Origin of the sequence: Bacillus sp. JJ783 (assembly GCF_036963225.1) — a bacterium.
GTDB classification, from domain to species: domain Bacteria; phylum Bacillota; class Bacilli; order Bacillales; family Bacillaceae_G; genus Bacillus_A; species Bacillus_A cereus_U.
Map to the genome: position 1 here is coordinate 88519 of NZ_JBALMG010000003.1, position 24433 is coordinate 112951.

Genomic DNA, 24433 nt, shown 5'->3' on the forward strand with positions numbered 1-24433 from the left:
TATCGCCGATTGGTCCAGTGTTACCGATCGGTCCAGTAGCACCAGTCGGCCCAGTGTTGCCAGTCGGTCCAGTGGCACCAGTCGGTCCGGTAGTACCAGATGGCCCAGTCGGTTCAGGTGTCAAAGAAAATTGTGGAAATGCAGAGTCAGATGTGCTGGAAGATAAAGAGTCAACTGGATTTAAGCTGTTTGAATCATTGTGATTGGACATCAATTCACCTCCGTAAATCTCTCGTTATATAATAGGTGAAAATTAATGAGAAAATGACATAGATATTTGTATGCTTGAAAAGAAACTTTAATTATATGGAACAATATAAAAAAATGGAAAGTTTTGTGTGCATATAACATATGATTGAGATGGAACAGAGTAAGTATATGGAACATTATAAAGATGTACTATCTCCATCATAAGGGAGAGATGCATAATGAAAGGGATTATTTTAGCGGGCGGAACTGGATCGAGACTATATCCAATAACGAAAGTAACGAATAAACATCTACTTCCCGTTGGGCGGTATCCGATGATTTATCATGCAGTATATAAACTGAAACAATGTGAGATTACAGATATTATGATTATTACAGGTAAAGAGCATATGGGAGATGTTGTTAGCTTTTTAGGAAGTGGTCACGAATTTGGTGTGTCCTTTACGTATCGTGTGCAAGATAAGGCAGGCGGAATTGCGCAAGCGTTAGGGCTTTGTGAGGATTTCATCGGGAATAATCGTATGGTAGTTATATTAGGAGATAATATCTTTTCAGATGATATTCGTCCATATGTTGAAGAATTCACAAAGCAAAAAGAAGGTGCTAAAGTGCTGCTTCAATCTGTAGAAGATCCCGAAAGATTTGGTGTGGCACATATTCAAAACCGAAAAATAATTGAAATTGAAGAAAAGCCGAAGAAACCGAAAAGTTCTTATGCTGTTACGGGAATTTATTTGTATGATTCGAAAGTCTTTTCTTATATAAAAGAATTAAAACCTTCCGCAAGGGGAGAACTTGAAATTACGGATATAAATAATTGGTATTTAAAACGAGGGGTACTTACTTATAATGAAATGAGCGGCTGGTGGACGGATGCAGGAACTCATGCTTCTCTTCAAAGGGCGAATACGTTAGCGCGGGATATAAACTTTGGGAAACAGTTTAATGGAGAATAGGTGAGAATATGAAAGTTGTAGACACAAATTTTATCGATGCGAAATTGTTAGAACCGAAGTTATTTGAAGACGATCGAGGTTTCTTTATAGAAAGTTATAATAAGAGGGTGCTAGAAACATTAGGAATTACGGATTCATTTGTACAGGATAACGTATCTTATTCAGCTAAAGCGGGAACGATTCGAGGACTACACTTCCAGAAAAAAACGAAAGCACAAACGAAACTCATTCAAGTTGTTCAAGGGGCAATTTATGATGTTATCGTAGATTTAAGAAAAGATTCACCAACCTTTAAACAATGGAAAGGTTATATTTTAAGCGCGGATAATCACCGGCAATTATTAGTGCCAAAAGGATTTGCTCATGGTTTTTGTACGCTTGTACCTCATACAATTGTTATGTATAAAGTAGATGAGTATTATAGTGCTGAGCATGATTCAGGTTTGCTTTGGAAAGATAAAGAACTAGCAATTCCATGGCCGGTAACAAACCCTATTTTGTCTGATAAGGACCGCATATTACCAGTACTTCAAGAATATGAAGATAGTTTTTAAGTAGGAGAGTTGTTTATGAATATACTAGTAACAGGTGGAGCAGGATTTATTGGAAGTAATTTCATTCACTATATGTTAAAAAACTATGAAACATATAGAATTATTAATTACGATGCATTAACATATAGCGGGAATTTAAATAATGTAAAGTCAATTCAAGACAATCCTAACTATTCATTCATAAAGGGGAAAATCCAAAATGGAGAGCTGCTGGAGCATATTATTAATGAACGTGACGTGCAAATAATTGTAAATTTTGCAGCGGAATCACATGTGGATCGTAGCATTGAAAATCCTATTCCTTTTTATGATACGAATGTAATCGGGACAGTCACCTTATTAGAGTTAGTGAAAAAATATCCACATATTAAACTCGTGCAAGTATCAACAGATGAAGTGTACGGGTCTTTAGGGAAAACAGGGAAGTTTACCGAGGAAACCCCGTTAGCTCCAAATAGTCCATACTCTTCCAGTAAGGCGAGCGCTGACATGATAGCTTTATCTTATTATAAAACATATCAATTACCAGTCATAGTGACGCGTTGTTCCAATAACTATGGGCCGTATCAATATCCTGAGAAGTTAATTCCATTAATGGTTACGAATGCGCTGGAAGGAAAAAAACTACCGTTATATGGTGATGGATTAAATGTAAGAGATTGGTTACATGTAACGGATCATTGTAGCGCGATTGATGTTGTTTTGCATAAGGGGCGTTTAGGAGAAGTATATAATATAGGCGGAAATAACGAAAAAACAAATGTAGATGTTGTGGAACAAATTATTAATCTATTGGGAAAAACGAAAAAAGATATTGAATTTGTTACAGACCGTTTAGGTCACGATCGTCGTTATGCGATTGATGCACAAAAGATGAAGAATGAGTTTGATTGGGAACCGAAGTATACGTTTGAACAAGGGTTAAAAGAAACGGTGGAATGGTATGAAAACAATACGGAATGGTGGAGACGACTAAAAGAAAAGTAAGGGGCATGTAAATGAAAGAGCGGGTTATCATAACAGGAGCAAATGGTCAATTAGGAAAACAACTACAAGAAGAATTAAATCCTGAAGAATATGATATATATCCATTTGATAAAAGGTTACTAGATGTAACAAATATATCCCGAATTCAGCAAGTGGTACAAGAAATAAGGCCACATATAATCATTCATTGTGCAGCGTATACGAAGGTTGATCATGCTGAGAAAGAACAAGATCTTGCTTATTTAATAAATGCGATAGGAGCTCGAAATGTAGCGGTTTCTTCACAATTAGTAGGGGCTAAGTTAGTTTATATTAGTACCGATTATGTATTTCAAGGGGACAGACCGGATGGATATGATGAATTTCATAATCCAGCGCCGATAAATATATACGGGGCCTCTAAGTTTGCGGGGGAGCAGTTCGTTAAAGAGCTACATAATAAATATTTTATCGTTCGTACATCGTGGCTATATGGTAAGTATGGAAATAATTTTGTGAAAACGATGATGCGATTAGGAAAAGAAAGAGAAGAAATATCTGTTGTAGCGGATCAAATCGGCTCTCCTACGTATGTGGCGGATTTAAATATTATTATTAATAAGCTCATTCATACTTCTTTATACGGTACGTATCACGTATCAAATAGAGGCTCATGTTCTTGGTTTGAATTTGCTCAAAAAATATTTTTATATGCAAATATGAAAGTGAATGTATTACCTGTTTCAACCGAAGGATTCGGATCGGCGGCAGCGAGACCGAAATATTCTATCTTTCAACATAACATGCTACGATTAAATGGTTTTTTAGAAATGCCTTCTTGGGAAGAAGGATTAGAGCGTTTTTTTATAGAAACAAAGAGTCATTAACAAATTTAAGTTAATGACTTTTTTGTTTGCCTTTAAGAGGTTTTATGGTACTATTATTATAGTATCAGGTACTAATAACAAGTATAAGTATTTCTGGGAGGATATATCATGGAACTATTACAAGGGAAAACATTTGTTGTTATGGGCGTTGCGAACCAAAGAAGTATTGCATGGGGAATTGCTCGCTCTTTGCATAATGCAGGTGCAAAATTAATATTCACATTTGCAGGAGAACGTTTAGAAAGAAACGTTCGTGAATTAGCGGATACATTAGAAGGGCAAGAATCACTTGTATTACCTTGTGACGTAACGAATGATGAAGAACTTACAGCTTGCTTTGAAACGATTAAGCAAGAAGTTGGTACAATTCATGGTGTAGCACATTGTATTGCTTTTGCAAATCGTGACGATTTAAAAGGCGAATTTGTAGATACTTCTCGCGATGGATTTTTACTTGCACAAAATATTAGTGCATTCTCTTTAACAGCTGTAGCAAGAGAAGCGAAGAAAGTAATGACAGAAGGCGGAAATATTTTAACGTTAACATACCTTGGCGGCGAGCGTGTTGTGAAAAACTATAACGTTATGGGTGTTGCGAAAGCTTCATTAGAAGCTAGCGTGAAATATTTAGCGAATGATTTAGGACAACATGGCATTCGCGTTAACGCTATTTCTGCAGGACCAATTCGTACGTTATCTGCGAAAGGTGTAGGCGATTTTAACTCAATCTTAAGAGAAATCGAGGAGCGCGCACCACTTCGCCGCACAACAACTCCAGAAGAAGTTGGGGATACAGCAGTATTCTTATTCAGTGATTTAGCACGCGGAGTAACAGGTGAGAATATTCATGTTGATTCAGGATATCATATTTTAGGATAAATATGATATCGATTATAACTTTTTAAGGGCAGTCTCTATATAGTGAGACTGCCCTTTTGATGTTTTAGAGAAAGAAAGAATTTTAACGAAAGTTATTGCGTTAGGATGAATATAACTATAAGAGTACACGATTTATTCAACAGTAGAGGATAATCAGGCTTTTCCCTTTAGATTTAGTAAGTGTAAAGAGTCTTGGTGGACGTTAGTCTAAATTGTTCAATTAATAATTAAATAGGGAAAAATTCCTCGTTGATGAAAGATTCACTTTATGGAAGTGGGAGGGACGAGTGTGGAGAATAAAAATAAAGGCTCAACAGTTGGAAAACCGTTGCTATATATAACGCAAGTAAATTTAGAACTTGATACACTGAAAATAAAAAGAATTCTCCTTACAAACTTTGAAAATGATAATAGGCAGGAACAAGGTGATAGAGAGCAATCCAGTATAAGTAGTGCGGTGGAAGAAATGGTAATACAAAAAGAAGTTGAGAAAGTGGTAGAACAAAAAGAAATTGTGAACAAAGAGAAACAAGAGGAAGTGGAACAAATAGAAGTTGGAGAACAACGAAAGCAGGTGACGACAGTACCACATAATAAAGCATTTAAAGATATGAACAATGAAGAAAAAATTCATTTCTTATTAAACCGCCCTCATTACATTCCGAAAGTAAGATGTAGAATAAAAACAGCGACAGTCTCATATGTAGGATCTATTATTTCATATCGAAATGGTGTTGTATCAATTATGCCGCCAAATAGTATGAGAGATATTCGAGTATCTATAGAAGAGATAAAATCAATTGATATGGCTGTTTTTTAAATTATGTAAAGGTGGTAGATCAATTCTACCACCCCAATAGTTTTTTAGTTTACTTATTAAATAGTAACATCACGTAAGCACTGAATAGCGCAGAAACAGCTTAAGTCAACGGTAATACAAGTATTTGTACCGCGTAAAGTTGAAGTTGGTACATTTAAAAACGTACAAATTGGATTGTCACCAGGTTTAACAGGATCTCCGCCGATAGTTACAGTTAATACACGTAATACAGCACAGCTATCATCATCTACGCTCTCGACACGGAAAATCGGAGATGTACAGCTAGTAAGACTTCCTGATGGTGCAAATGCTTCAAAAACTTCTCCATTTTTTTTGTATAAAATAAAAGGACGTGTATTTGCTACTGATGAACTGCTGTGTGCTCCTAAAAATGGAATTTCGCAACCAGATCCGCATGTTGTAGTAGAACAATCTTGTAATTCATTGATAAATTTTACAACATCAGCTACGCAATGAGAAGAGCTATGGTGTTTATTTTCGTTACAACTCATTAATGTCACTCCTTATCTTCTTGTTTGTATTTACATTAATAAGATATTGGAGCGGAAGGGAATCGGTCACACTCTAAAGCGCTTTTTTTTTAAATAGGCTAAAGAAGGTAAGGGAAGGTGAAAGTATGCTATTTACAAGTTGGCTTTTATTTTTTATTTTCGCACTAGCTGCTTTTCGATTAACACGCCTTATCGTTTATGATAAAATTACTGGCTTTTTGCGAAGACCGTTTATTGAAGAATTAGAAATTACGGAATCTGACGGAAGTGTATCAACTTATACGAAGGTGAAAGGAAAAGGGCTCAGGAAGTGGATTGGAGAATTATTAAGTTGTTATTGGTGTACAGGTGTATGGGTTAGTGCTTTTTTATTAGTCTTATATAATTGGATTCAAATTGTTGCAGAGCCATTACTAGCAGTATTAGCTATTGCAGGAGCAGCAGCAATTATTGAAACAATTACAGGATATTTTATGGAAGAATAATAAATTTTCATGTTAGAGAAAGCGGAGTTTAAAAGGATGAGGGAACGGAAATAAGGAGTTGTTCATATAGTAAATAGACAGAATTGAGAGTAGAGGAGATGTTTGCTGTGAGCAATAATCCAAGGCCAAATTCATATGACCTTCAGCAGTGGTACTACCTACAGCAACAGCAACAAGAACAACAACAGGCATATCAAGAACAATTACAGCAACAAGGCTTTGTGAAGAAAAAGGGATGTAATTGTGGCAAGAAGAAAAATACAATAAAACAATATGAAGAATGAAACACTCATGTTAATGTGAGTGTTTTTCATTTAATAATTAAAAGTGGTATCTCAAATAAGAAATACCACTTTTAGTTAATCAATTTGTACGACTGTTAATGCAGCAGCGCGAATATCTACAATACCTTCTAATTCAACCGGTACGATTTGAATGAAATTACCAGGGTTTAAGTTAATGAGAACAGTACCACTGGAAACTTCTACTTCACCAGTACCAATAACGTTAGAGCGTACTGCTGTACCAGATCCAGGAATAACATTCTGCGGCGTATTTAATGATAAGAAAAAACGAGCCGCTGATGGTATAAAATTAGGATCATTAAAGTTTATTGATAATGTATAGCTGATTTGATAAATACCAGTTCTTTGGATTTTAATGCCATTTCCTACACTTACTGTATCATTTATTACTGGAACAGTGAGATCTGGATTTGAACTTGTACTAGGTAATAATAGTGGTGTGAATAATGAAGCGAATTGAGGGGCGAGAGCGTTGAATGCAAAGCCGAAAGCTGGCAAGGTACTAACGGCTTTTGCGTTGCAATCAATTTTATTAAATTTATATTTATCAGAAGAGAGCATGTTTTTCACTCCTTTATTTCTTCTACTTTTATTCAATGAAAGGGATAAGTTCTTTGTTCTAGACAAGTTCCTAATTTTATAAAAAATATATTAGTACCTTTTAAGCATGGATTGGGTGACAGAAATTTCTGCCACCCAATCCATGCTTAAATCATTATTCAGTTTTAAATCGTAACATCACGTAAACATTGAATAGCGCAGAAACAGCTTAAATCAACAGTAATACAAGAATTCGTTCCCTTTAAAGTTGCAGTTGGAACATTTAAAAACGTGCAAATTGGATTATCGCCAGGTGATATAGGATCTCCGCCTATAGTTACGGTTAGTACACGTAATACAGCACAGCCATCATCATCTATGCTTTCAACTCGGAAAATAGGAGAGGTACAACTAGTAAGGCTTCCTGAAGGCGCGAATGCTTCAAAAAGTGTTCCAGCTTTTGTGTATAAAATAAAAGGACGTGTATTCGCTACTGATGCGCTGTTATGTGCTCCTAAAAATGGAACTTCGCAACCCGATCCACATGTTGTGGTTGCACATTCTTGTAGTTCATGTATAAAACGAACGACATTAGATACACAGTTGAAATCACAATCATGGTGATGATGATCTTCATTACAATTGCAGCTCATTATGTTCACTCCTTATCGTGAGTTCTGACATACACTATTACAATATGAACGGGATATGGTTGATATTACGTTAATTCTCAGGATAGAAACAGGGAATTTATATAGAGGGGATGTACATATCGTGATATGGAAAAAAGACATCCTTATTTAGCGGATGTCTTTTCAGGTAAATCTTTTCGCGTAGTATATAAAAAACGAGATATATCTAGTTTCTTTCCTCTGAAAAATTGCGGGGAGGAAATGTAAAGTTCTTCTTTAGCACGCGTAATTGCGACATAGAGTAATCGTCGTTCTTCTTCTAATGCTTCAGAAGTCTCCGTCACACGGTCATTGGCATCTTTTAAAGAAGAAGTATGCGGCAGTATGCCATCGCTTGCACCGAGTAAGAAGACGCATGGAAACTCAAGGCCTTTCGCGTTATGAATCGACATAAGCGATACGGCATCTTTTTGCGGCATTGTTTTTAATGCTTCCATTTCTTTTTGACCTTGAATGGCCTCATTAATAAATTGTAAGTAAGCTGAAATATCCGTAAAGCGAGTTGCTGATTCCATTAATTCTTCTAACATCTCTTCTTGTATGTCCTTATGCATCGTAAAGGAAGAACGATCATTACTTTGTAAGTACTCTAAATACTTTCCTTTACCATGAATAATTTCTTTCAATGCTTTTTTCGGTTCAAGTTCTTTTATAAACTTAATAAAATCGATTTGCTCATTTACTTTTTTAACTTGAAAAGGTTTCAAGCTTGGGTTTAGTAATAGAAAATGAAGAAGAGAAGGGAAACGGCCCTCACCATATTTCCATTGTTCACGTTCAATAAATGAAATGCACTCATCACGGCCAATATACATTGTTGGTAATATATTTGAAAGTGATTCGAGGCGGAACGGTTCTAGCACGAGTCGTAAGTGATCTAATACGGGCCTAATTAAAGAATGCTCGTAGAACGATTGGCTCGCTCCATGTTTAATAAATGGAATCTTATGAATTGTAAGCTGATCAAGTAAAGAACGGCTTACAGAATGTGTACGATATAATAAACAAAAATCTTTATAATTTCGTTCACCACTATCTACTTTTTCCTGAATGAGTTGCAAAATTTGATTTGCTTCATCAAGAGTTGTCGCAGGTCGTGCATAAAACGGCTGCATGCCATTGTTACGAACAGAATATAGCTCTTTATCAAAACGTTCTTGATTGAGCTTAATAACTTCATTTCCAAGTCCGACGATAAATGGATTAGATCGATAATTCGTATTAAGTGCGATAATCGTTGTATTATCAAATTCCTTTGGAAAAGATAAAATAATTTGGTGACTTGCCCCTCGCCAGCCGTAAATCGCTTGATCGTCATCACCTGCGATAAATAAATTATTTCTTGGCGTGGCTAACAATTTTACAATTTCATATTGTGCATACGACGTATCTTGAAACTCATCTACTTCAATGTAATGAAAACGCTCTTGTAATTGAGTAAGCAGGGGAGCGTTATTTTCTAACAGATAATACATTTCTAATAAGATGTCGTCAAAATCGATATAATTGTACCGTTGTTTTACCTCTTCGAAACGTTCGTATACTTCTTTGAACTCTTGTTCAACCGGTGTTTTCGCTTTTACATCTTTCGGACGATTCAATTTGTTTTTCTCAAGTGAAATCATAGCGAGTATCGTTTCGGCATCATAAGCGTCTTTTAAGCGTAATTCTTTCAAAATTTTCTTTATCATAATTTGTTTATGTTTTTCATTTGCTAAAATTTGCTGATTATATCCTTGACTACGAAGCAATTTTAAAAAGACAGAGTGGAATGTACCAGCAACGACATAGCTACTTGCGGCATGATTCATACCAGGTAAATTCGCTACACGGCTTCGAATTTCTTCAGCTGCTTTTTGTGTAAACGTCAGCAGCAAAATATTTCGTGGATGAACATGTTTTACATTAACTAAATAACCAACGCGAGTTGTTAAAACAGATGTTTTACCACTTCCAGCACCAGCTAGTGTAAGGACAGGTCCTTCTGTCGTTTGCACTGCTTCTAACTGTTTTTCATTTAAATAAACACCTTGCTGTTCTAAAGCGCGGAAATACGCCGCATCTGCATCTTCTTCCATAATTAAATGGGTAGATGTTTTCGGAATATGATACGTCGCTTGCGGAATGCCAGCGTGTGTTAACGGTTTTTGTGAAAATTTTTCTTGTGTCATATATTCACCTTCAAAACTATAGCATCAACATTTAACTTTAGCGGAAGAAAAAGAAAATAGCAATGTAAAAAACAGGAGGGGCTACCTCCTGCTACAAAATTACAATTCTTTTATCATTACGACGTGCGGGATATTTGCTTCCATAAATACATCAGAAGCCGTCACGTATCCTAGCCTTTTATAGAAAACTTCAGCATGTGTTTGAGCATGGAGTTTCAATTTCGGTAGAGACTCTTCTTTTGCATGCGCTTCAAGTGCATCCATAATGATTTTGCCAATACCTTTTTGGCGATGGGAGGCCAGTACGCAAATGCGTTCCATTTTTCCAACTCCATCAACAATGCGAAAGCGGCCCGCACCGACTGGAATGTCATTGTCATATACAACAACGTGCACCGAAGTATCTTCAAATTCATCATATTCTTCTTCAGAAGAAACACGTTGTTCTTCTACAAAAACCTGTTTACGTACAGAGAATGCATCACTTAGCTGCTCGTCTGTTTGTACGATTTGTGCGTGCAAATTAGTTGCTCCCCTTTCCAAGGTGGAATGTTTCATGTACAGTCCATGTTCCGTTTTCTAATTGATATAGAAGGTGGAAACGATCGATTGGTTGCTCATAATAGAAATCTTTCATACGTAATCGACCTAATACATCAGCGTGCTCTGCATCTGACAGGCTTTGACCGATTGTTAAATGAGGTACGAAAGAGTACTCGCGCTCTTGTGTAAAGAATCCAGTATGCATTTCTTCATTTAAGAAAGTAAGTTCAGGTGTTTTTTCTACTTTAAAATAAAGAACATTATTAACAGGTGCGAATGAACCAACTTTTCCAACATGAAGGGTGAAAGGGTTCGTTTTGTTTGCGATTGTATGTAACTCATTCACAATCGATTCTAATTGTTCATCTTGCGTTTCAAAGGGTGTTTTCAATGTAATATGTGGCGGAACTAATGCGTAATGCGGATCATAACGTTTACGCAATCCGTTCGCTTTATCTTGAATCATTTTTGATGGGAAAATTACAATTCCTAATTTCATGTTCCAATTCCTCCCTTTGCAAGTCTAGTTAGATTTTGAGAATAAATCTCTTTATCTATTATATCAAATTATTCTGAATATCGCTCTCTATTATTTCATTGATAGAATATGAGAAAATGCTTTCGGTAAATCTGCTTGCCAATATTTCCATGTGTGATTCCCTTCAAACTCTTCATAATGCGTGATGAAATTTCTATCTGTAAGAAGAGTATTTAGCTCACGGTTCGGTTCTACGAAATCAGATACTTGTCCATCTGTGCGCTTGACAGCTGTTTCTTCTGTCCCAATGACGTGATAAAGTTCTAACGCCCCCGGATTTTTAAAGTCTCTTGCTAAGTTCATCACTGTTTCATCAACAAATGGTGACTGCATAACGACTTTACCGAATGTATGCGGATACATAAGTGCAGTCATAAAGGAAACTGTACCGCCAAGAGAATCTCCAATTAAAACGCGTCCTTTACCCATTTGATACGTTGGATAATTTTCATCAATATATGGAGCAAGCTCATGAGCAAGGAAACGAATGTAAGCAGCATTCTTTACATCGCTCGGGAAATATTTTTCCTTACGATCGTGTACATTTTTATATGGAATGCCGACAATAATTGTACGGTCGATTTCTTCAGTTTCACGAAGACGCTCAATTACACGGTGCGCTTTACCAAGCTGAAAATAATCTCTACCATCTTGTGCAATAACAACTGTATGCTTATGGAGAGGTGTGTAATTTACTGGTAAATAAACAAGAAGTGTAAGTTCCTCTTGAAGTGATGTACTAAAAAATGAAATTTCTTCAATTCTCCCTATTGTTTGATTCATGTAGATCCCCCTAAATAAAAATTTACTGTAATGATTGTAAGAGCGACGCTTGTAGTGAAAAGGAAAGAAATAATCACTAATAGGTGCCTTAATTTCTATTTTACCATAATGGTACGAAGAATCTAAAAAATTAGTATTTAAGTTATGAAAGAAAACGGATATAATGAAGTGGGATTTTTTACAGGTGAGAGGGGAGACAGGATTTGAAACAAGAAAGATCAATCGCACTACCATTAGCAATTTCCATTATAGCCATTTCATTCGCAGCTGTTTTTGTAAAGATGTCCTCAGCACCATCTTCAATTTTAAGTATGTATCGATTATGGATTATCGTACTTATTATGCTGCCTATCGTTTGGAAAAAACGGGAAGAGTTTAGTAAGATTCAAATAAAAGATTGGGGATTTTTAATTGGATCTGGTTTCTTTTTAGCACTTCATTTTCTTTTATGGTTTGAATCCTTAAAGCATACGACAGTAGCAAGTTCGACGATTATTTTAGCGCTACAACCTATCGTATCTTTAGTTGGAGGTTTTTTTCTATTTAAAGAAAGAACAACCTATTCAGCAATTGCGACGATGGGAATTGCGATACTAGGCGTAATGTGTATTGGCTGGGGAGATTTAGGGCTAAGTGAGCAAGCAATTTATGGGGATATATTATCCTTTTTAAGTGTAATAGCAGTTGTCGGTTATTTATTTATCGGACAAACGACAGTAAAGAAAGTATCGCATTGGATTTATAGTTTCACTGTATTTGCCTTCGCTGGTATATTTATAGCGATTTATAACGTTATACTTCAAGTGCCATTTACAGGCTATACGAAGTGGGATTGGAGTATTTTTCTTTTACTTGCGATTGTACCGACAGTGTCACACGTCATTAATAATTGGTTATTAAACTACGTAAATGCAACAACAATTTCAATGAGTATTCTAGGGGAACCAGTTGGGGCATCTATACTAGCGTTCTTCTTACTTGGAGAAAAATTAAACGCAATGCAAATTATCGGTAGCATGCTCGTATTGTTTGGTGTATCTGTTTTCTTACTACAGCAACAAAAGCGAACAGCAAAAAATGTAGTAAACAAACCGGTGTATACACAGGAATTATAATGTTAGGGGAGAAAAGAGAAGTTGTGATACTTCTCTTTTTGTTTTATAGAAATTTAAGTGAGGAAGGGGGAGAGAAATGGAAGAGATATTAAAGAAGTATATGAAGAGTTTTACAACATTAAGTGAAGAAGAGCAGCAACTGATCCTCAGTGAATTACAAATTGAAGAATATAAAAAAGGAACAGTGCTCCTAAGACAAGGAGATGTTCCGTCTAAATGTTATTTTGTATTAAAAGGATGCGTGAGGCAGCACTGTATAGATGAAGCAGGGAGAGAGGTTACATCAAATTTTTATACAGAAGAACAAGCAATCGCAAATTTCAATCATCATAAACAAGATAAATCATCCCCGCATACGTTAACGTGTTTAGAAGACTGTATAGTAGTAGTTGGCGATCTGTATAGTGAAAAGGACATGTATAAGAAATATTCACAGTTAGAAGAAATGACGCGCCAAATGATTGAATACAATTTTGGTGAAGTACAAGAAGAACTTACATTATTTATTGCATCGACACCAGAAGAGCGCTACAAATCATTATTACAAAAACGCCCGCATTTAATTCATCGTGTTCCTCAATATCAATTGGCAAGTTATCTAGGTATTACGCCAGAATCATTAAGCAGAATTAAGAAACGACTTAAACAGTAGAGTTTTTTCCACCTCTAAGCAATAGCCATATACTAAATCCTAGTTCACCTGCGATCATCGGTAGTTGAAAGACAACGTTAAGAATGGAAATAATCGTATCATATTGTGAAAACATTGTATTCATGACGTGAATTACGATATAACCGATAGCAGCGATGAATAGTAGTACACTAATAAATTTCGGTATTTGTTTAGATAGAAAAGTTACATATCCTAAAACGAGAAGATGTAAGCCGAAAATGACTAATCCTACAGACCAAATGTATTCAAAAGCTTCTAGAAATAACATTGTATATGCTTCTGAATTAGCAACTATGCTTTTTGAAAGCAGCAATACAAATGTTAAATTGAATATAGCAATCCCAAGTATAGCTGTATACATAAGACGAAGACAGGCAGCCAGTAATGAGAAGCTAGCATGGATAGGTTTTAGAAAGAAATAAAGAGCCCACGAGGCGATAATATCCGTAATAAAAATGATAATCCATCCGAAAATTTCTGCTTTGAAAAGTGAACTTGAAGTTTGAATATTATGGAGTGTCGTGCTCGCATCTCCTTGTACAACGAGATTTCCGTGAACAAAACCGTAAGAAAAAAATGCAGCGAATGCCATAATAAGAAGAGAGGTACCAGCAAATAAGGAAAACTTTAGTTCATTCATATGTCGTCCTCCTATTTCAATATTACTTTTATTTTAATAAGAGAAGGAGGGGAATTCATTAACTTAAATCAAGAGAGGGGGGAGCGTAATGGAATTTCCATCAAAAAAAGATGCATGGTTATATCTGGTCTTTATAATCGTTATAGGTGCCTGTTTTGCTCCAATATTTGCAGGGAGAGAATACTTTCTCTTATTTTTTACAATTCCATTATCCATACTGTTTAGTTGGAGTTGGTTTTCAACAAAATATATTGTAGGGGAAGAAGAGATTACTATTAGATCTGGTTTCGTTAAAAAACGTATTCTTATAAGGGATATAAAGCGAATTTCAGATACGAAAAATCCAATCGCAGCTCATGCACTATCATTCGATCGATTTGAAATTCTATACGGATCATATGAAACAGAACTTATTTCTCCAAGAAATAAAGAAGAATTTATTTTGTTGTTAAAAAGAAAAAATCCTGGAATTGAAATAAATTAAGAGAGTGGATTCATATCCACTCTCTTTATATCACTTTGGATTTGTCATATAAGGTTGTACGTGAACGACACATAAGTCGCGGAATTTTCCTTCAGCAGTTGTGACAATTACGACTGCTCTTCCTGCACTTTTTCCAGTAATCGTTACCGTATCACCTTTTGGATAGATTGTGATGACATCAGAATTCATATTTGTCCAAATAAGCTCTTGGTTCGTCGCTTGCATTGGCAAAACGGAAGCTGATAACTCAGTACTTTGCCCAGTTTTTATTTTTAACTTATTTTTTCCCATATGAACACCGATAACTGAAATAACAGAAGGAGCAATTGAAATTTTGGGCGGATTAGGTTGTATGTTTAAACAAGAAGCAGAAGTATTTGTGATAGGTGAAAATTTTCTTATATGTTTTTGCTGGAAAGCTGCTAACATTGTGGAGTCCCCTTTCTGTATAGGTGTCGATACTAATAATATAAAGGAAGAATGTTATAGTAAATTTAACGAAACATAAAGAAATTGTTAAATTTGAGAAGAATATTGTCGAACTGTAATAAAAAAAGCTCTGCTGTTACGATAACAGCAAAGCTTTTTTATAGACTATGACTATGTTGTTTTTCGAAATCCTCAAATTGCTCTTCAACTTCTTTTGAAGGTTGTGTTAGTAAACTAACGATTATGATTGCTAGTAAACTAATTGTGAAACCAGGAATCATTTCATATAAGAAGTTTGTTAAGAATTTAAATTGAGTCCATATAATAACAGTCGCGGCACCAGAAATCATACCAGCAAGCGCGCCCCATTTCGTCATACGTTTCCAATATAGACTTAATAAAATAGCTGGTCCGAATGAAGAACCAAATCCAGCCCAAGCGTATCCAACAAGAGCCAAAATCGTATCATTTTGTTTAAACGCTAATGCGCATCCAACTAAGGCGATACCAAGAACAGCCATACGACCGACAAATACAAGCTCTTTATCAGAAGCAGAACGTTTAAAGAATGTATGATATAAGTCTTCTGTTACAGCACTTGAAGTAACGAGAAGCTGAGATGAGATTGTACTCATAATTGCAGCTAAAATCGCTGCTAATAAAAATCCAGTAATAAGTGGATGGAATAAAATTTTTCCAAGCTCAAGGAAAATTGTCTCTGGGTTAGATAATGTCAAATCTTGTTGTGAATAGTAGGCAATACCGATAAGACCAGTAAACATAGCTCCAACAACAGAGAAAATCATCCAGCTCATACCAATTCTTCGTGCGCTTTTAAGTTCTTTTACAGAAGAAATTGCCATAAAGCGTACGATAATATGAGGTTGTCCAACATAACCAAGGCCCCATGCGAATAAGGAAACAATTCCTAAAGTGGAGGCACCTTTAAAAATATCTAAACGTGTTGGATCTACAGATCGAATTGTATCAAATGCAGGTCCAAGTCCGTTTGCATTCATAATTGTTACGATAGGAACAAGAATAAGAGCAACTACCATAATGATTCCTTGCACGAAGTCTGTCCAACTTACAGCTAAGAAACCACCAAATAATGTGTAAGCTACAACAACGCCTGCTACAATGAATAATCCAACATGATAGTTCATACCAAATGAATTTTCAAATAATACAGCGCCTGAAACGAGTCCTGAAGCTACATAGAAAGTAAAGAAAATCATAATAACAAGTCCGGATACTAAGCGTAGCATGTGAGATTTGTCGTGGAAGCGGTGTTCCAAAAATTCTGGGATAGTAATAGAATTGTTTGCAATTTCAGAGTAGGTACGTAAGCGAGGAGCGACATAAAGCCAGTTTGCGTATGCGCCTAGTGTTAGGCCGATCGCAATCCAACTACTACTTAATCCAACGCTAAACATTGCACCGGGTAATCCCATTAAAAGCCAACCACTCATATCGGATGCTCCAGCACTTAATGCTGTTACTGCGGGGCCTAGTGTACGCCCGCCAAGCATATAATCTGTTAAGTTGGACGTTCGTTTGTAGGCGAAATAGCCGATTACTAACATCCCGAGCATGTAAATAGAGATAGAAGTTAAAGTTAACATCTGTGTACTCATGTAGTTCCCCTTCCTTTTGTCATGTCTTTTGATGCATTTTGCATATTTATAATCTATCATGATTATTCAGAAAAATCCATGCGCAAATAAGAATTTTCTGAAATTTAAGCGTTTTTTGACATCTTTTTACTTTTGGGATATATAACTTTCTGGCAAAAAACCTTAATTTTAATAGAGTATTTATTATTTTTACATAAAAACAGGTTGTTTTGTCAATATAATATCGAACGAAGAAATAATATTTTTTTCGGAAAAAGTATTGACTTATTAGAAATATGAGGAATATAATGAGTGCAACTTAAAAAAATGCAAGCGTTGATGAAGAAGAGTACACATGATGAACATGTCAGAGAGCTGATGGTTGGTGCGAATCAGTATGGGATTGATGTGGAATGGGCTTCGGAGCTTCCAAACCGAAACGAAAGAAGTAGGCTTTGGCGACATGATCTCATCGATACAAGAGACACGTATTATTTTTTGATACGGCAAAGTGCGTTACATTCGTAACGAATTAAGGTGGCACCACGGGAGTACCCGTCCTTTCTATAGGATGAGTACTCCCTTTTTGTGTACAAAAAATTGTTGAACGCACTATAAAAATTAAATAAGTTAAATCGTTTAAGTAAGAAGAGTACGTATATTTGGAGACGTTACAGAGAACCGGGGGCAGGTGGGAGCCCGGTACGGTGCCATATACGGAATGGGCTTACGAGAGGTATGCTGAACAATTTCTATTCAGTAGGCAACCCGGGTTCCGCCGTTACAAGGATAAGGTATATATTTTGTACCTGAATAAAGCGGGATGCTTTTGCGTCCAACATGAGGTGGTACCACGGTAAATTTATCGTCCTCTACATATTTCGATATGTAGGGGACTTTTTTATTTTTCAGAGTGAGGTGAAAGGCATGATGACGAAAGAAGAATTTATGAAGCAAAAAGAACAAGGAAAAACATTTTTAGTAATCGCTGAAGAAGAAGGAGATAGCATTACGCCAATTTCTTTATATAGACGTATGAAAGGGAAGAAGAAGTTTTTACTAGAAAGCTCACAGCTTCATCAAGATAAAGGACGCTATTCTTGCTTAGGATGTAATCCGTATGGTGAAGTGAAAAGTGTTGGTACGGAAGTGGAACGAACGATTTACAGCCAAACAGAAAAGCTGCAAGGTAACGTACTGCAAGTGTTAGAAGAGGTAATCGCACCATCGCTAGTAGAAAGTCCATTCCCATTTTGCGGAGGAGCAGTTGGTTATATCGGCTACGACGTAATTCGGCAGTATGAAAATATAGGAGTAGACTTACATGATCCATTAAATATTCCAGAAGTACACCTTTTACTGTATCGCGAGTTTATCGTTTACGATCATTTACGCCAAAAACTATCGTTTGTATATGTATGCAAGGAAGATGAATCAGCTTCTTATGAGGAAGTATACGAGAGATTGCAACGATACAAAGAGGAAGTGCTAAACGGAGAAGAAGAGAAGGTGAGTGAAGTAATATCATCTTTATCATTCACTTCTTCAGTAACGGAAAAAGAATTTTGTGAAATGGTGGAAACAGCGAAAGAATACATTCGGGCCGGAGATATTTTTCAAGTTGTATTATCCCAGCGATTAAAAAGTGAGTGTAAAGGAGATCCGTTCGCATTATACAGGAAACTTCGAATTGCGAATCCATCACCATATATGTTCTATATCGATTTTCAAGATTATGTTGTACTGGGCTCTTCGCCAGAAAGTTTACTATCAGTAAGAGATGATAAGGTAATGACAAATCCAATTGCCGGCACGAGACCGAGAGGGAAAACGAAGCAGGAAGATGAGGAAATCGAAAAAGAACTGTTAGGAAATGAGAAAGAGCGGGCGGAGCATATGATGCTTGTGGATCTAGGCCGAAATGATATTGGCAGAGTAAGTGAAATTGGCTCTGTGACGATAGATAAATATATGAAAGTAGAGAAATACTCTCACGTTATGCACATTGTATCTGAAGTTTACGGAACATTGCGAAAACAAATGAATGGATTTGATGCATTAGCGTATTGTTTACCAGCTGGCACAGTATCAGGTGCTCCGAAAATAAGGGCGATGGAAATTATTAATACGTTAGAGCATGAAAAAAGAAATGTATACGCCGGAGCAGTTGGATATATTTCATTCTCAGGAAATCTTGATATGGCGCTAGCAATTCGAACGATGGTTGTGAAAGATGAGAAAGCGTACGTTCAGGCAGGAGCGGGTATCGTCTACGATTCAGACCCGGTTGCTGAATATGAAGAAACATTAAATAAAGCGAGAGCGCTTTTGGAGGTTATGAAATGATTGTACTGATCGATAATTATGATTCCTTCACATATAACTTGTATCAACTATTAGGCGAGTACGAGGAAGAAATTGTTGTAGTAAGAAATGATCAAATAACAATTGAACAATTAGAGGAGATGAAGCCGAAAGGAATTGTGCTATCACCAGGACCTGGAAAACCAGAAGATGCTGGAATTTGTATCGATGTTATTCGTCACTTTTATAAGAACGTTCCCATCTTAGGAATTTGCCTTGGCCATCAAGCAATCATATCCGCATTTGGAGGAGAAATTGTTAGAGCAGAGCGCATTAAACACGGAAAAACATCGCGTGTGAAACATAACGGAACGTCAATCTTTTCGTACGTTACGCAGCCGCTAACAGCGATGCGTTACCATTCACTCGTCGCAGCGCAAAATGGTTTGCCGCAGTGTTTTGACATACTCGCGAAAGCGATGGATGACGGAGAAATCATGGCAGTTCGTCACAACTATTATCCGCTCTTCGGACTACAGTTTCACCCAGAATCAATTGCAACAGAAGAAGGCGGAAAGTTAATACGTGCCTTTTTAGCAGAAGTGAAAGAGGAGGAGAGAGTATGAACAGTTATCTTCGAAAGTTAGTAGAGGGACAACATTTAACAGAAGAGGAAATGTATGAAGCGGGACTTCTTTTATTAAGTGACAACATATTGGAAAGTGAAGTTGCAGCTTTCTTAGTATTGCTGAAAGCGAAAGGCGAAACAGCAGAAGAAATATACGGTCTCGTTCGTGCTCTTCGCGAAAAGGCATTACCGTTTTCAAATCATATAAAAGGCGCGATGGACAATTGCGGAACGGGTGGTGACGGTGCGCAAACATTCAATATTAGTACAACATCGGCATTTGTACTTGCCGGAGCTGGTGTAAAGGTTGCGAAACATGGAAACCGCGCTGTTTCTAGTAAAACAGGAAGCGCTGATTTATTAGAAGAACTCGGTGTAAACATTAGTTGTACGCCAGGTGAGATTGACTACTTATTAGAAAATGTAGGGATTGCCTTCTTATTCGCACCAGCGATGCATCCAGCATTAAGACGCATTATGAAAATAAGAAAAGAATTAAACGTTCCGACGATCTTTAACTTAATTGGACCGTTGACGAATCCGGTTAATTTAGAAACACAATTTGTCGGTATTTATAAACGAGATATGTTATTGCCAGTAGCGGAAGTATTGCAGAAACTAGGCAGAAAACAAGCGCTCGTCGTAAACGGAAGTGGATTTTTAGATGAAGCATCATTACAAGGAGAAAACTACGTCGCTATTTTAAAAGACAATGAAATAATTGAAATGAGTATTGCACCAGAAAACTACGGTTTCTCAAGAGTGAAAAATGAGGAAATTAGAGGCGGAAATTCAAAAGAAAACGCAAAAATTACGCTCGGAGTATTGAGTGGAGAAAAAAGTGTATACCGCGATACCGTTTTACTAAATGCAGGGCTTGCTCTTTTCGCAAACGGAAAAGCGGAGACGATTGAAGAAGGAATTAAACTAGCAACGCATAGCATTGACTCCGGAAAAGCATTAGAAAAATTAAACTTATTAATTACAGCAAGTCATGAAAAATTAGAAAGGGTGAATTAAAGTGGGGATGATTTTAGACAAAATTGTAGAGCAGAAGAAAGTAGAAGTTGCGGAGTTATATGAAACATATTCACCAGTGAAAGTAAAAAGGAAAACACACTCACTTGTAAAAGCTTTAGAGCAGTTTACTGTAATCGCCGAGGTAAAGCGAGCGTCTCCATCAAAAGGCGATATTAATTTACACGTTGATGTACCAAAACAAGTTAAAACATATGAAGAATGCGGCGCTGGAGCGGTTTCTGTTTTAACAGACGGTCAATTTTTTAAAGGATCGTTTCACGACTTACAAACTGCAAGAGCAGAAAGTAACATTCCGCTTTTATGTAAAGATTTTATAATTGATAAGATTCAAATTGATAGAGCTTATGAAGCTGGTGCAGATCTTATTTTATTAATCGTTGCAGCATTGTCAAAAGAGAAATTAAAAGAGCTTTATAACTACGTACTAGAAATGGGATTAGAAGCGATTGTTGAAGTTCATGATGAACAGGAATTAGAAATTGCAACCCGATTAAATCCGCACGTTATCGGAATTAATAACCGTAATTTAAAAACGTTTGAAGTAGATTTAAGCCAAACTGAAAAACTCGGAAAACGACTGAATGAGGAAAATCTGTTTTGGATTAGTGAAAGTGGTATTCATTCAAAAGAAGATATTATTCGCGTCAAACGAGCTGGTGCAAAAGGTGTATTAGTTGGTGAAGCACTTATGACAACGTCTTCTATTAGTAGCTTTTTCGATGAATGCAAGGTGAAAATATGAAAGTGAAGATTTGCGGTATTACTGATGTTGAAACAGCGAAAAGAGCTTGCGAATACGGAGCAGATGCAATCGGATTCGTTTTTGCAGAAAGTAAACGCCAAATCACTCCAGGGCAAGCGAAAGAAATTATTGGGGAAATTCCAGCCCACGTTTTCAAGGTCGGTGTTTTCGTAAATGAATCGGTAGAAGTGATCCAGAAAATTGCAGAGGAGTGCGGGTTAACGCATGTGCAACTACATGGGGATGAAGACAACCATCAAATCAAGAGATTGAAGATTCCGTCTATAAAAGCGTTAGGAGTAGCTTTAGAGAAAGATATTGAACATGCGAAAAAATACGAAACAGATTATCTGTTATTTGATAGCCCGAAAGAAAAGTTTTACGGAGGGAATGGTAAGACATTTTCATGGGAGTTACTCGCACATATGCCAAACGAGTTGCGAGAGAAAACGATATTAGCTGGCGGATTAAACGTCATTAATATAGAAGAAGCCATTCAAACCGTTCAGCCATATATGGTCGATGTGAGTAGCGGGGTAGAGACAGAAGGAAAGAAAGATTTGGAGAAAATAAAACAATTTATTAAAAAAGCGAAGGAGTGTTCCAAATGAACTACGCATATCCAGATGAAAAAGGTCATTACGGTATATACGGAGGACGATACGTTCCAGAAACGTTAATGCAATCCGTACTAGAACTAGAAGAAGCGTATAAAGAAGCGATGCAAGATGAAGCGTTTCAAAAGGAATTAAATCATTATTTACAAACGTATGTTGGAAGAGAAACACCGCTGTATTTCGCTGAAAATATGACGAAGTATTGCGGCGGAGCAAAGATTTATTTAAAGCGTGAAGATTTGAACCATACGGGAGCTCATAAAATTAACAATACAATCGGTCAGGCACTTCTTGCGGTAAGAATGGGTAAGAAGAAAGTTGTCGCTGAAACAGGAGCAGGACAACACGGAGTTGCAACAGCTACTGTATGTGCCCTTCTCGGTTTAGAATGCGTCATCTTTATGGGAGAAGAAGATGTGAGACGACAAAAATTAAACGTGTTCCGAATGGAATTACTCGGAGCAAAAGTAGAAAGCGTAGCGGCAGGTAGTGGCACGTTAAAAGATGCGGTGAACGAGGCGCTTCGTTACTGGGTTTCACATGTACACGATACGCACTACATTATGGGATCAGTTCTCGGACCACATCCATTTCCGCAAATTGTTCGTGATTTCCAAAGTGTAATTGGGAAAGAAACGAAAAAGCAATACGAAGCGTTAGAAGGAAAATTACCAGAAGCAGTCGTTGCTTGTATTGGTGGTGGTAGTAATGCAATGGGAATGTTTTATCCGTTCGTACACGATGAAGAAGTTGCCCTTTACGGCGTAGAAGCAGCTGGAAAAGGTGTTCATACAGAAAAGCACGCAGCTACTTTAACGAAAGGAAGCGTCGGTGTTTTACACGGATCGATGATGTATCTTCTGCAAAATGAAGAAGGACAAATTCAAGAAGCGCATTCTATTTCGGCAGGACTGGATTACCCAGGTGTTGGACCAGAACATAGTTTACTAAAAGATATTGGACGCGTTTCTTATCATTCAATCACAGATGACGAAGCGTTAGACGCCTTTCAATTATTAACGAAAAAAGAAGGGATTATCCCGGCATTAGAAAGCTCACATGCTGTCGCATACGCTTTAAAATTAGCGCCGCAAATGAAGAAAGACGAAGGTCTTGTCATTTGCTTATCGGGCCGCGGTGATAAAGATGTAGAGAGTATAAAACGTTATATGGGAGAGGTGTAAAAAATGGGAGTAGAAAAAATTAAAGCAGCGTTTGAAAATGGCAAGAAAGCATTTATTCCGTACGTAATGGGCGGAGATGGTGGACTTGAAAAGTTAAAAGAAAGAATCCGTTTTCTAGATGAAGCAGGAGCAAGCATCGTTGAAATCGGTATTCCGTTTTCAGATCCAGTCGCAGACGGTCCAACTATTCAAAGAGCAGGAAAACGTGCGCTAGATAGCGGTGTAACATTAAAAGGGATTTTTCATGCATTAGCAGAAGTGAAGCAAGAAGTTCAAATTCCATTTGTACTCATGACATATTTAAATCCAGTACTCGCATTCGGAAAAGAACGTTTCATCGAGAGCTGTCTTGAAGCAGGTGTGGATGGCATTATCGTTCCAGACTTACCGTATGAAGAACAACATATTATTGCGCCGCTTCTACGTGAGGCGAAAATAGCTTTAATTCCACTCGTAACTGTAACAAGCCCAATTGAACGAATCAAGAAAATTACGAGTGAATCACAAGGATTCGTCTACGCCGTTACAGTAGCGGGCGTAACGGGAGTACGTCAAAACTTTAAGGACGAGATTCATAGTTACTTGGAAAAAGTAAAATCACACGTTCACTTACCAGTTGTTGCAGGATTCGGTATTTCAACACGAGAGCAAATAGAAGAAATGATTACAATATGTGACGGTGTTGTCGTTGGAAGTAAAGTCATTGAGCTATTAGAAAATGAAAAGCACGAAGAAATATGTGAGTTAATACATGCAGTAAAAGAAACAGAAGAGGCATAAGTCTCTTCTGTTTCTTTTATGTGAAAAGTGTTAAAATATACAGAAAACACTTATAATTTAGAGGTGAGAAGGCATGCTAAGACGGAAACTATTATATCTTCTTTTAACCGTACCACTATATGCTTGGCTAATTAGCATGACGAAAATAGAATTACTAGCTCTGTTTCTAGGGTACTTATTCATCTTCTCTAACCTAAATCGGATTCAAGAGCAATCTATTTTCGAAGTATGTATATTTTCGGTTAGTATAGAACTATTTAGTATCGTTTCGATTGTATTATTAAATGAATTATTCCAATGGATCCATTCATTTGAATTAATAAAACTTGGGAATATTGT

29 protein-coding genes, 1 pseudogene and 2 other annotated features are annotated in these 24433 nt (G+C 36.8%); of the genes and pseudogenes, 19 read left to right on the forward strand and 11 right to left on the reverse strand.

The annotated features are described in order from the left end of the window. A pseudogene (locus V7038_RS00960) lies at window positions 1-211 on the reverse strand (hypothetical protein); the annotation flags it as partial. 217 nt (window positions 212-428) lie between these two features. Here V7038_RS00960 and V7038_RS00965 point away from each other — a divergent pair. The 6 genes from V7038_RS00965 (at window position 429) to V7038_RS00990 (ending at window position 5272) form a co-directional block, all read left to right on the forward strand. Then, a complete protein-coding gene (locus V7038_RS00965) occupies window positions 429-1166 on the forward strand; it encodes a sugar phosphate nucleotidyltransferase (RefSeq protein WP_070138928.1) in 738 nt (245 codons plus the stop codon). A gap of 8 nt (window positions 1167-1174) precedes the next feature. Beyond that, the gene (gene rfbC / locus V7038_RS00970; protein WP_070138929.1) at window positions 1175-1720 is read left to right on the forward strand and encodes a dTDP-4-dehydrorhamnose 3,5-epimerase; all 546 of its coding nucleotides are present in this window, start codon (window positions 1175-1177) and stop codon (window positions 1718-1720) included. A 15-nt stretch (window positions 1721-1735) separates the two neighbouring features. After that, complete coding sequence (gene rfbB / locus V7038_RS00975; RefSeq protein WP_070138930.1) at window positions 1736-2707, forward strand: dTDP-glucose 4,6-dehydratase; 972 nt, start codon at window positions 1736-1738, stop codon at window positions 2705-2707. 11 nt (window positions 2708-2718) lie between these two features. Then, window positions 2719-3573 (forward strand): dTDP-4-dehydrorhamnose reductase, encoded by an 855-nt coding sequence (rfbD, locus tag V7038_RS00980; RefSeq protein WP_335468766.1) that lies wholly within the window; start codon window positions 2719-2721, stop codon window positions 3571-3573. 108 nt (window positions 3574-3681) lie between these two features. After that, complete coding sequence (gene fabI, locus V7038_RS00985) at window positions 3682-4452, forward strand: enoyl-ACP reductase FabI (RefSeq protein ID WP_002158869.1); 771 nt, start codon at window positions 3682-3684, stop codon at window positions 4450-4452. A 268-nt stretch (window positions 4453-4720) separates the two neighbouring features. Further along, the gene (locus tag V7038_RS00990) at window positions 4721-5272 is read left to right on the forward strand and encodes a CotO family spore coat protein (RefSeq protein WP_080013736.1); all 552 of its coding nucleotides are present in this window, start codon (window positions 4721-4723) and stop codon (window positions 5270-5272) included. Window positions 5273-5328: 56 nt separating this feature from the next. Here V7038_RS00990 and V7038_RS00995 read toward each other — a convergent pair whose 3' ends face one another. Continuing rightward, complete coding sequence (locus V7038_RS00995; RefSeq protein ID WP_002158867.1) at window positions 5329-5784, reverse strand: CotY/CotZ family spore coat protein; 456 nt, start codon at window positions 5782-5784, stop codon at window positions 5329-5331. A gap of 125 nt (window positions 5785-5909) precedes the next feature. Here V7038_RS00995 and V7038_RS01000 point away from each other — a divergent pair, with 125 nt between their 5' ends. Both V7038_RS01000 and V7038_RS01005 read left to right on the forward strand, forming a co-directional pair. After that, the gene (locus V7038_RS01000) at window positions 5910-6269 is read left to right on the forward strand and encodes a DUF1360 domain-containing protein (protein WP_002158866.1); all 360 of its coding nucleotides are present in this window, start codon (window positions 5910-5912) and stop codon (window positions 6267-6269) included. 98 nt (window positions 6270-6367) lie between these two features. Further along, on the forward strand, window positions 6368-6553 hold the full coding sequence (locus V7038_RS01005) for a hypothetical protein (protein WP_033710628.1): 186 nt from the start codon (window positions 6368-6370) through the stop codon (window positions 6551-6553). Window positions 6554-6628: 75 nt separating this feature from the next. On the opposite strand, the gene exsF is transcribed toward V7038_RS01005, so the two are convergent. The 6 genes from exsF to V7038_RS01035 all read right to left on the reverse strand — a co-directional run bounded on the left by exsF (window position 6629) and on the right by V7038_RS01035 (window position 11841). Next, complete coding sequence (exsF, locus tag V7038_RS01010; protein ID WP_002202756.1) at window positions 6629-7135, reverse strand: exosporium protein ExsF; 507 nt, start codon at window positions 7133-7135, stop codon at window positions 6629-6631. Between the two features lie 164 nt (window positions 7136-7299). Continuing rightward, window positions 7300-7767, reverse strand: a complete 468-nt coding sequence (locus tag V7038_RS01015; protein WP_070138934.1) for a CotY/CotZ family spore coat protein — start codon at window positions 7765-7767, stop codon at window positions 7300-7302. 143 nt (window positions 7768-7910) lie between these two features. Beyond that, window positions 7911-9977: an ATP-dependent helicase gene (locus tag V7038_RS01020; RefSeq protein ID WP_335468769.1), complete on the reverse strand. Its 2067-nt coding sequence runs from the start codon at window positions 9975-9977 to the stop codon at window positions 7911-7913. 99 nt (window positions 9978-10076) lie between these two features. Beyond that, entirely contained in the window at window positions 10077-10499 is a 423-nt protein-coding gene (locus V7038_RS01025) for a GNAT family N-acetyltransferase (RefSeq protein ID WP_335468771.1), read from the reverse strand. Between the two features lies 1 nt (window position 10500). Continuing rightward, complete coding sequence (locus V7038_RS01030; protein WP_335468773.1) at window positions 10501-11019, reverse strand: YjcG family protein; 519 nt, start codon at window positions 11017-11019, stop codon at window positions 10501-10503. 90 nt (window positions 11020-11109) lie between these two features. Beyond that, entirely contained in the window at window positions 11110-11841 is a 732-nt protein-coding gene (locus V7038_RS01035; RefSeq protein ID WP_002158859.1) for an alpha/beta hydrolase, read from the reverse strand. A gap of 203 nt (window positions 11842-12044) precedes the next feature. On the opposite strand from V7038_RS01035, the gene V7038_RS01040 reads away from it, so the two are divergent. Then, the gene (locus V7038_RS01040; RefSeq protein WP_002158858.1) at window positions 12045-12956 is read left to right on the forward strand and encodes a DMT family transporter; all 912 of its coding nucleotides are present in this window, start codon (window positions 12045-12047) and stop codon (window positions 12954-12956) included. A 76-nt stretch (window positions 12957-13032) separates the two neighbouring features. After that, window positions 13033-13608, forward strand: a complete 576-nt coding sequence (locus tag V7038_RS01045) for a Crp/Fnr family transcriptional regulator (RefSeq protein WP_002158855.1) — start codon at window positions 13033-13035, stop codon at window positions 13606-13608. Here V7038_RS01045 and V7038_RS01050 read toward each other — a convergent pair. After that, window positions 13598-14269 (reverse strand): DUF4386 domain-containing protein, encoded by a 672-nt coding sequence (locus V7038_RS01050; RefSeq protein WP_335468777.1) that lies wholly within the window; start codon window positions 14267-14269, stop codon window positions 13598-13600. The two genes, V7038_RS01045 and V7038_RS01050, sit on opposite strands and share 11 nt — an antisense overlap. 88 nt (window positions 14270-14357) lie before the next feature. Here V7038_RS01050 and V7038_RS01055 point away from each other — a divergent pair, with 88 nt between their 5' ends. Continuing rightward, entirely contained in the window at window positions 14358-14753 is a 396-nt protein-coding gene (locus tag V7038_RS01055; RefSeq protein ID WP_002202750.1) for a PH domain-containing protein, read from the forward strand. 30 nt (window positions 14754-14783) lie between these two features. Here V7038_RS01055 and V7038_RS01060 read toward each other — a convergent pair whose 3' ends face one another. Together V7038_RS01060 and putP are read right to left on the reverse strand one after the other, a co-directional pair. Continuing rightward, entirely contained in the window at window positions 14784-15182 is a 399-nt protein-coding gene (locus V7038_RS01060) for an Ig-like domain-containing protein (RefSeq protein WP_002202749.1), read from the reverse strand. Window positions 15183-15340: 158 nt separating this feature from the next. Beyond that, complete coding sequence (gene putP, locus V7038_RS01065) at window positions 15341-16819, reverse strand: sodium/proline symporter PutP (RefSeq protein WP_002158851.1); 1479 nt, start codon at window positions 16817-16819, stop codon at window positions 15341-15343. Window positions 16820-17125: 306 nt separating this feature from the next. Then, window positions 17126-17364 (forward strand) — a binding site (T-box leader). 63 nt (window positions 17365-17427) lie between these two features. After that, window positions 17428-17674, forward strand: a binding site (T-box leader). 51 nt (window positions 17675-17725) lie between these two features. Here putP and trpE point away from each other — a divergent pair. The 8 genes from trpE to V7038_RS01105 all read left to right on the forward strand — a co-directional run. Next, entirely contained in the window at window positions 17726-19144 is a 1419-nt protein-coding gene (gene trpE, locus V7038_RS01070) for an anthranilate synthase component I (protein ID WP_335468780.1), read from the forward strand. Further along, the gene (locus V7038_RS01075) at window positions 19141-19728 is read left to right on the forward strand and encodes an anthranilate synthase component II (protein WP_002202747.1); all 588 of its coding nucleotides are present in this window, start codon (window positions 19141-19143) and stop codon (window positions 19726-19728) included. The genes trpE and V7038_RS01075 overlap by 4 nt, the downstream gene beginning before the upstream one ends. Continuing rightward, entirely contained in the window at window positions 19725-20750 is a 1026-nt protein-coding gene (gene trpD / locus V7038_RS01080) for an anthranilate phosphoribosyltransferase (RefSeq protein ID WP_070128120.1), read from the forward strand. Before V7038_RS01075 ends, trpD begins: the two co-directional genes overlap by 4 nt. A gap of 1 nt (window position 20751) precedes the next feature. Further along, window positions 20752-21513, forward strand: a complete 762-nt coding sequence (gene trpC, locus V7038_RS01085) for an indole-3-glycerol phosphate synthase TrpC (RefSeq protein ID WP_335468783.1) — start codon at window positions 20752-20754, stop codon at window positions 21511-21513. Beyond that, complete coding sequence (locus V7038_RS01090; RefSeq protein WP_070128122.1) at window positions 21510-22124, forward strand: phosphoribosylanthranilate isomerase; 615 nt, start codon at window positions 21510-21512, stop codon at window positions 22122-22124. The genes trpC and V7038_RS01090 overlap by 4 nt, the downstream gene beginning before the upstream one ends. Further along, complete coding sequence (gene trpB / locus V7038_RS01095; protein WP_070128123.1) at window positions 22121-23314, forward strand: tryptophan synthase subunit beta; 1194 nt, start codon at window positions 22121-22123, stop codon at window positions 23312-23314. The genes V7038_RS01090 and trpB overlap by 4 nt, the downstream gene beginning before the upstream one ends. A 3-nt stretch (window positions 23315-23317) precedes the next feature. Further along, the gene (gene trpA, locus V7038_RS01100; RefSeq protein ID WP_335468786.1) at window positions 23318-24094 is read left to right on the forward strand and encodes a tryptophan synthase subunit alpha; all 777 of its coding nucleotides are present in this window, start codon (window positions 23318-23320) and stop codon (window positions 24092-24094) included. A gap of 73 nt (window positions 24095-24167) precedes the next feature. Then, the coding region (locus V7038_RS01105) for a DUF4029 domain-containing protein (RefSeq protein ID WP_335468788.1) at window positions 24168-24433 on the forward strand (266 nt) is incomplete at its 3' end.

Coding starts and splice junctions, on each gene's coding strand:
- V7038_RS00965 (WP_070138928.1), top strand. CDS start 429: ATGAAAGGGATTATTTTAGCGGGCGGAACTGGATCGAGACTATATCCA.
- rfbC (WP_070138929.1), top strand. CDS start 1,175: ATGAAAGTTGTAGACACAAATTTTATCGATGCGAAATTGTTAGAACCG.
- rfbB (WP_070138930.1), top strand. CDS start 1,736: ATGAATATACTAGTAACAGGTGGAGCAGGATTTATTGGAAGTAATTTC.
- rfbD (WP_335468766.1), top strand. CDS start 2,719: ATGAAAGAGCGGGTTATCATAACAGGAGCAAATGGTCAATTAGGAAAA.
- fabI (WP_002158869.1), top strand. CDS start 3,682: ATGGAACTATTACAAGGGAAAACATTTGTTGTTATGGGCGTTGCGAAC.
- V7038_RS00990 (WP_080013736.1), top strand. CDS start 4,721: ATGGAAGTGGGAGGGACGAGTGTGGAGAATAAAAATAAAGGCTCAACA.
- V7038_RS00995 (WP_002158867.1), bottom strand. CDS start 5,784: ATGAGTTGTAACGAAAATAAACACCATAGCTCTTCTCATTGCGTAGCT.
- V7038_RS01000 (WP_002158866.1), top strand. CDS start 5,910: ATGCTATTTACAAGTTGGCTTTTATTTTTTATTTTCGCACTAGCTGCT.
- V7038_RS01005 (WP_033710628.1), top strand. CDS start 6,368: ATGTTTGCTGTGAGCAATAATCCAAGGCCAAATTCATATGACCTTCAG.
- exsF (WP_002202756.1), bottom strand. CDS start 7,135: ATGCTCTCTTCTGATAAATATAAATTTAATAAAATTGATTGCAACGCA.
- V7038_RS01015 (WP_070138934.1), bottom strand. CDS start 7,767: ATGAGCTGCAATTGTAATGAAGATCATCATCACCATGATTGTGATTTC.
- V7038_RS01020 (WP_335468769.1), bottom strand. CDS start 9,977: ATGACACAAGAAAAATTTTCACAAAAACCGTTAACACACGCTGGCATT.
- V7038_RS01030 (WP_335468773.1), bottom strand. CDS start 11,019: ATGAAATTAGGAATTGTAATTTTCCCATCAAAAATGATTCAAGATAAA.
- V7038_RS01035 (WP_002158859.1), bottom strand. CDS start 11,841: ATGAATCAAACAATAGGGAGAATTGAAGAAATTTCATTTTTTAGTACA.
- V7038_RS01045 (WP_002158855.1), top strand. CDS start 13,033: ATGGAAGAGATATTAAAGAAGTATATGAAGAGTTTTACAACATTAAGT.
- V7038_RS01050 (WP_335468777.1), bottom strand. CDS start 14,269: ATGAATGAACTAAAGTTTTCCTTATTTGCTGGTACCTCTCTTCTTATT.
- V7038_RS01055 (WP_002202750.1), top strand. CDS start 14,358: ATGGAATTTCCATCAAAAAAAGATGCATGGTTATATCTGGTCTTTATA.
- V7038_RS01060 (WP_002202749.1), bottom strand. CDS start 15,182: ATGTTAGCAGCTTTCCAGCAAAAACATATAAGAAAATTTTCACCTATC.
- putP (WP_002158851.1), bottom strand. CDS start 16,819: ATGAGTACACAGATGTTAACTTTAACTTCTATCTCTATTTACATGCTC.
- trpE (WP_335468780.1), top strand. CDS start 17,726: ATGATGACGAAAGAAGAATTTATGAAGCAAAAAGAACAAGGAAAAACA.
- V7038_RS01075 (WP_002202747.1), top strand. CDS start 19,141: ATGATTGTACTGATCGATAATTATGATTCCTTCACATATAACTTGTAT.
- trpD (WP_070128120.1), top strand. CDS start 19,725: ATGAACAGTTATCTTCGAAAGTTAGTAGAGGGACAACATTTAACAGAA.
- V7038_RS01090 (WP_070128122.1), top strand. CDS start 21,510: ATGAAAGTGAAGATTTGCGGTATTACTGATGTTGAAACAGCGAAAAGA.
- trpB (WP_070128123.1), top strand. CDS start 22,121: ATGAACTACGCATATCCAGATGAAAAAGGTCATTACGGTATATACGGA.
- trpA (WP_335468786.1), top strand. CDS start 23,318: ATGGGAGTAGAAAAAATTAAAGCAGCGTTTGAAAATGGCAAGAAAGCA.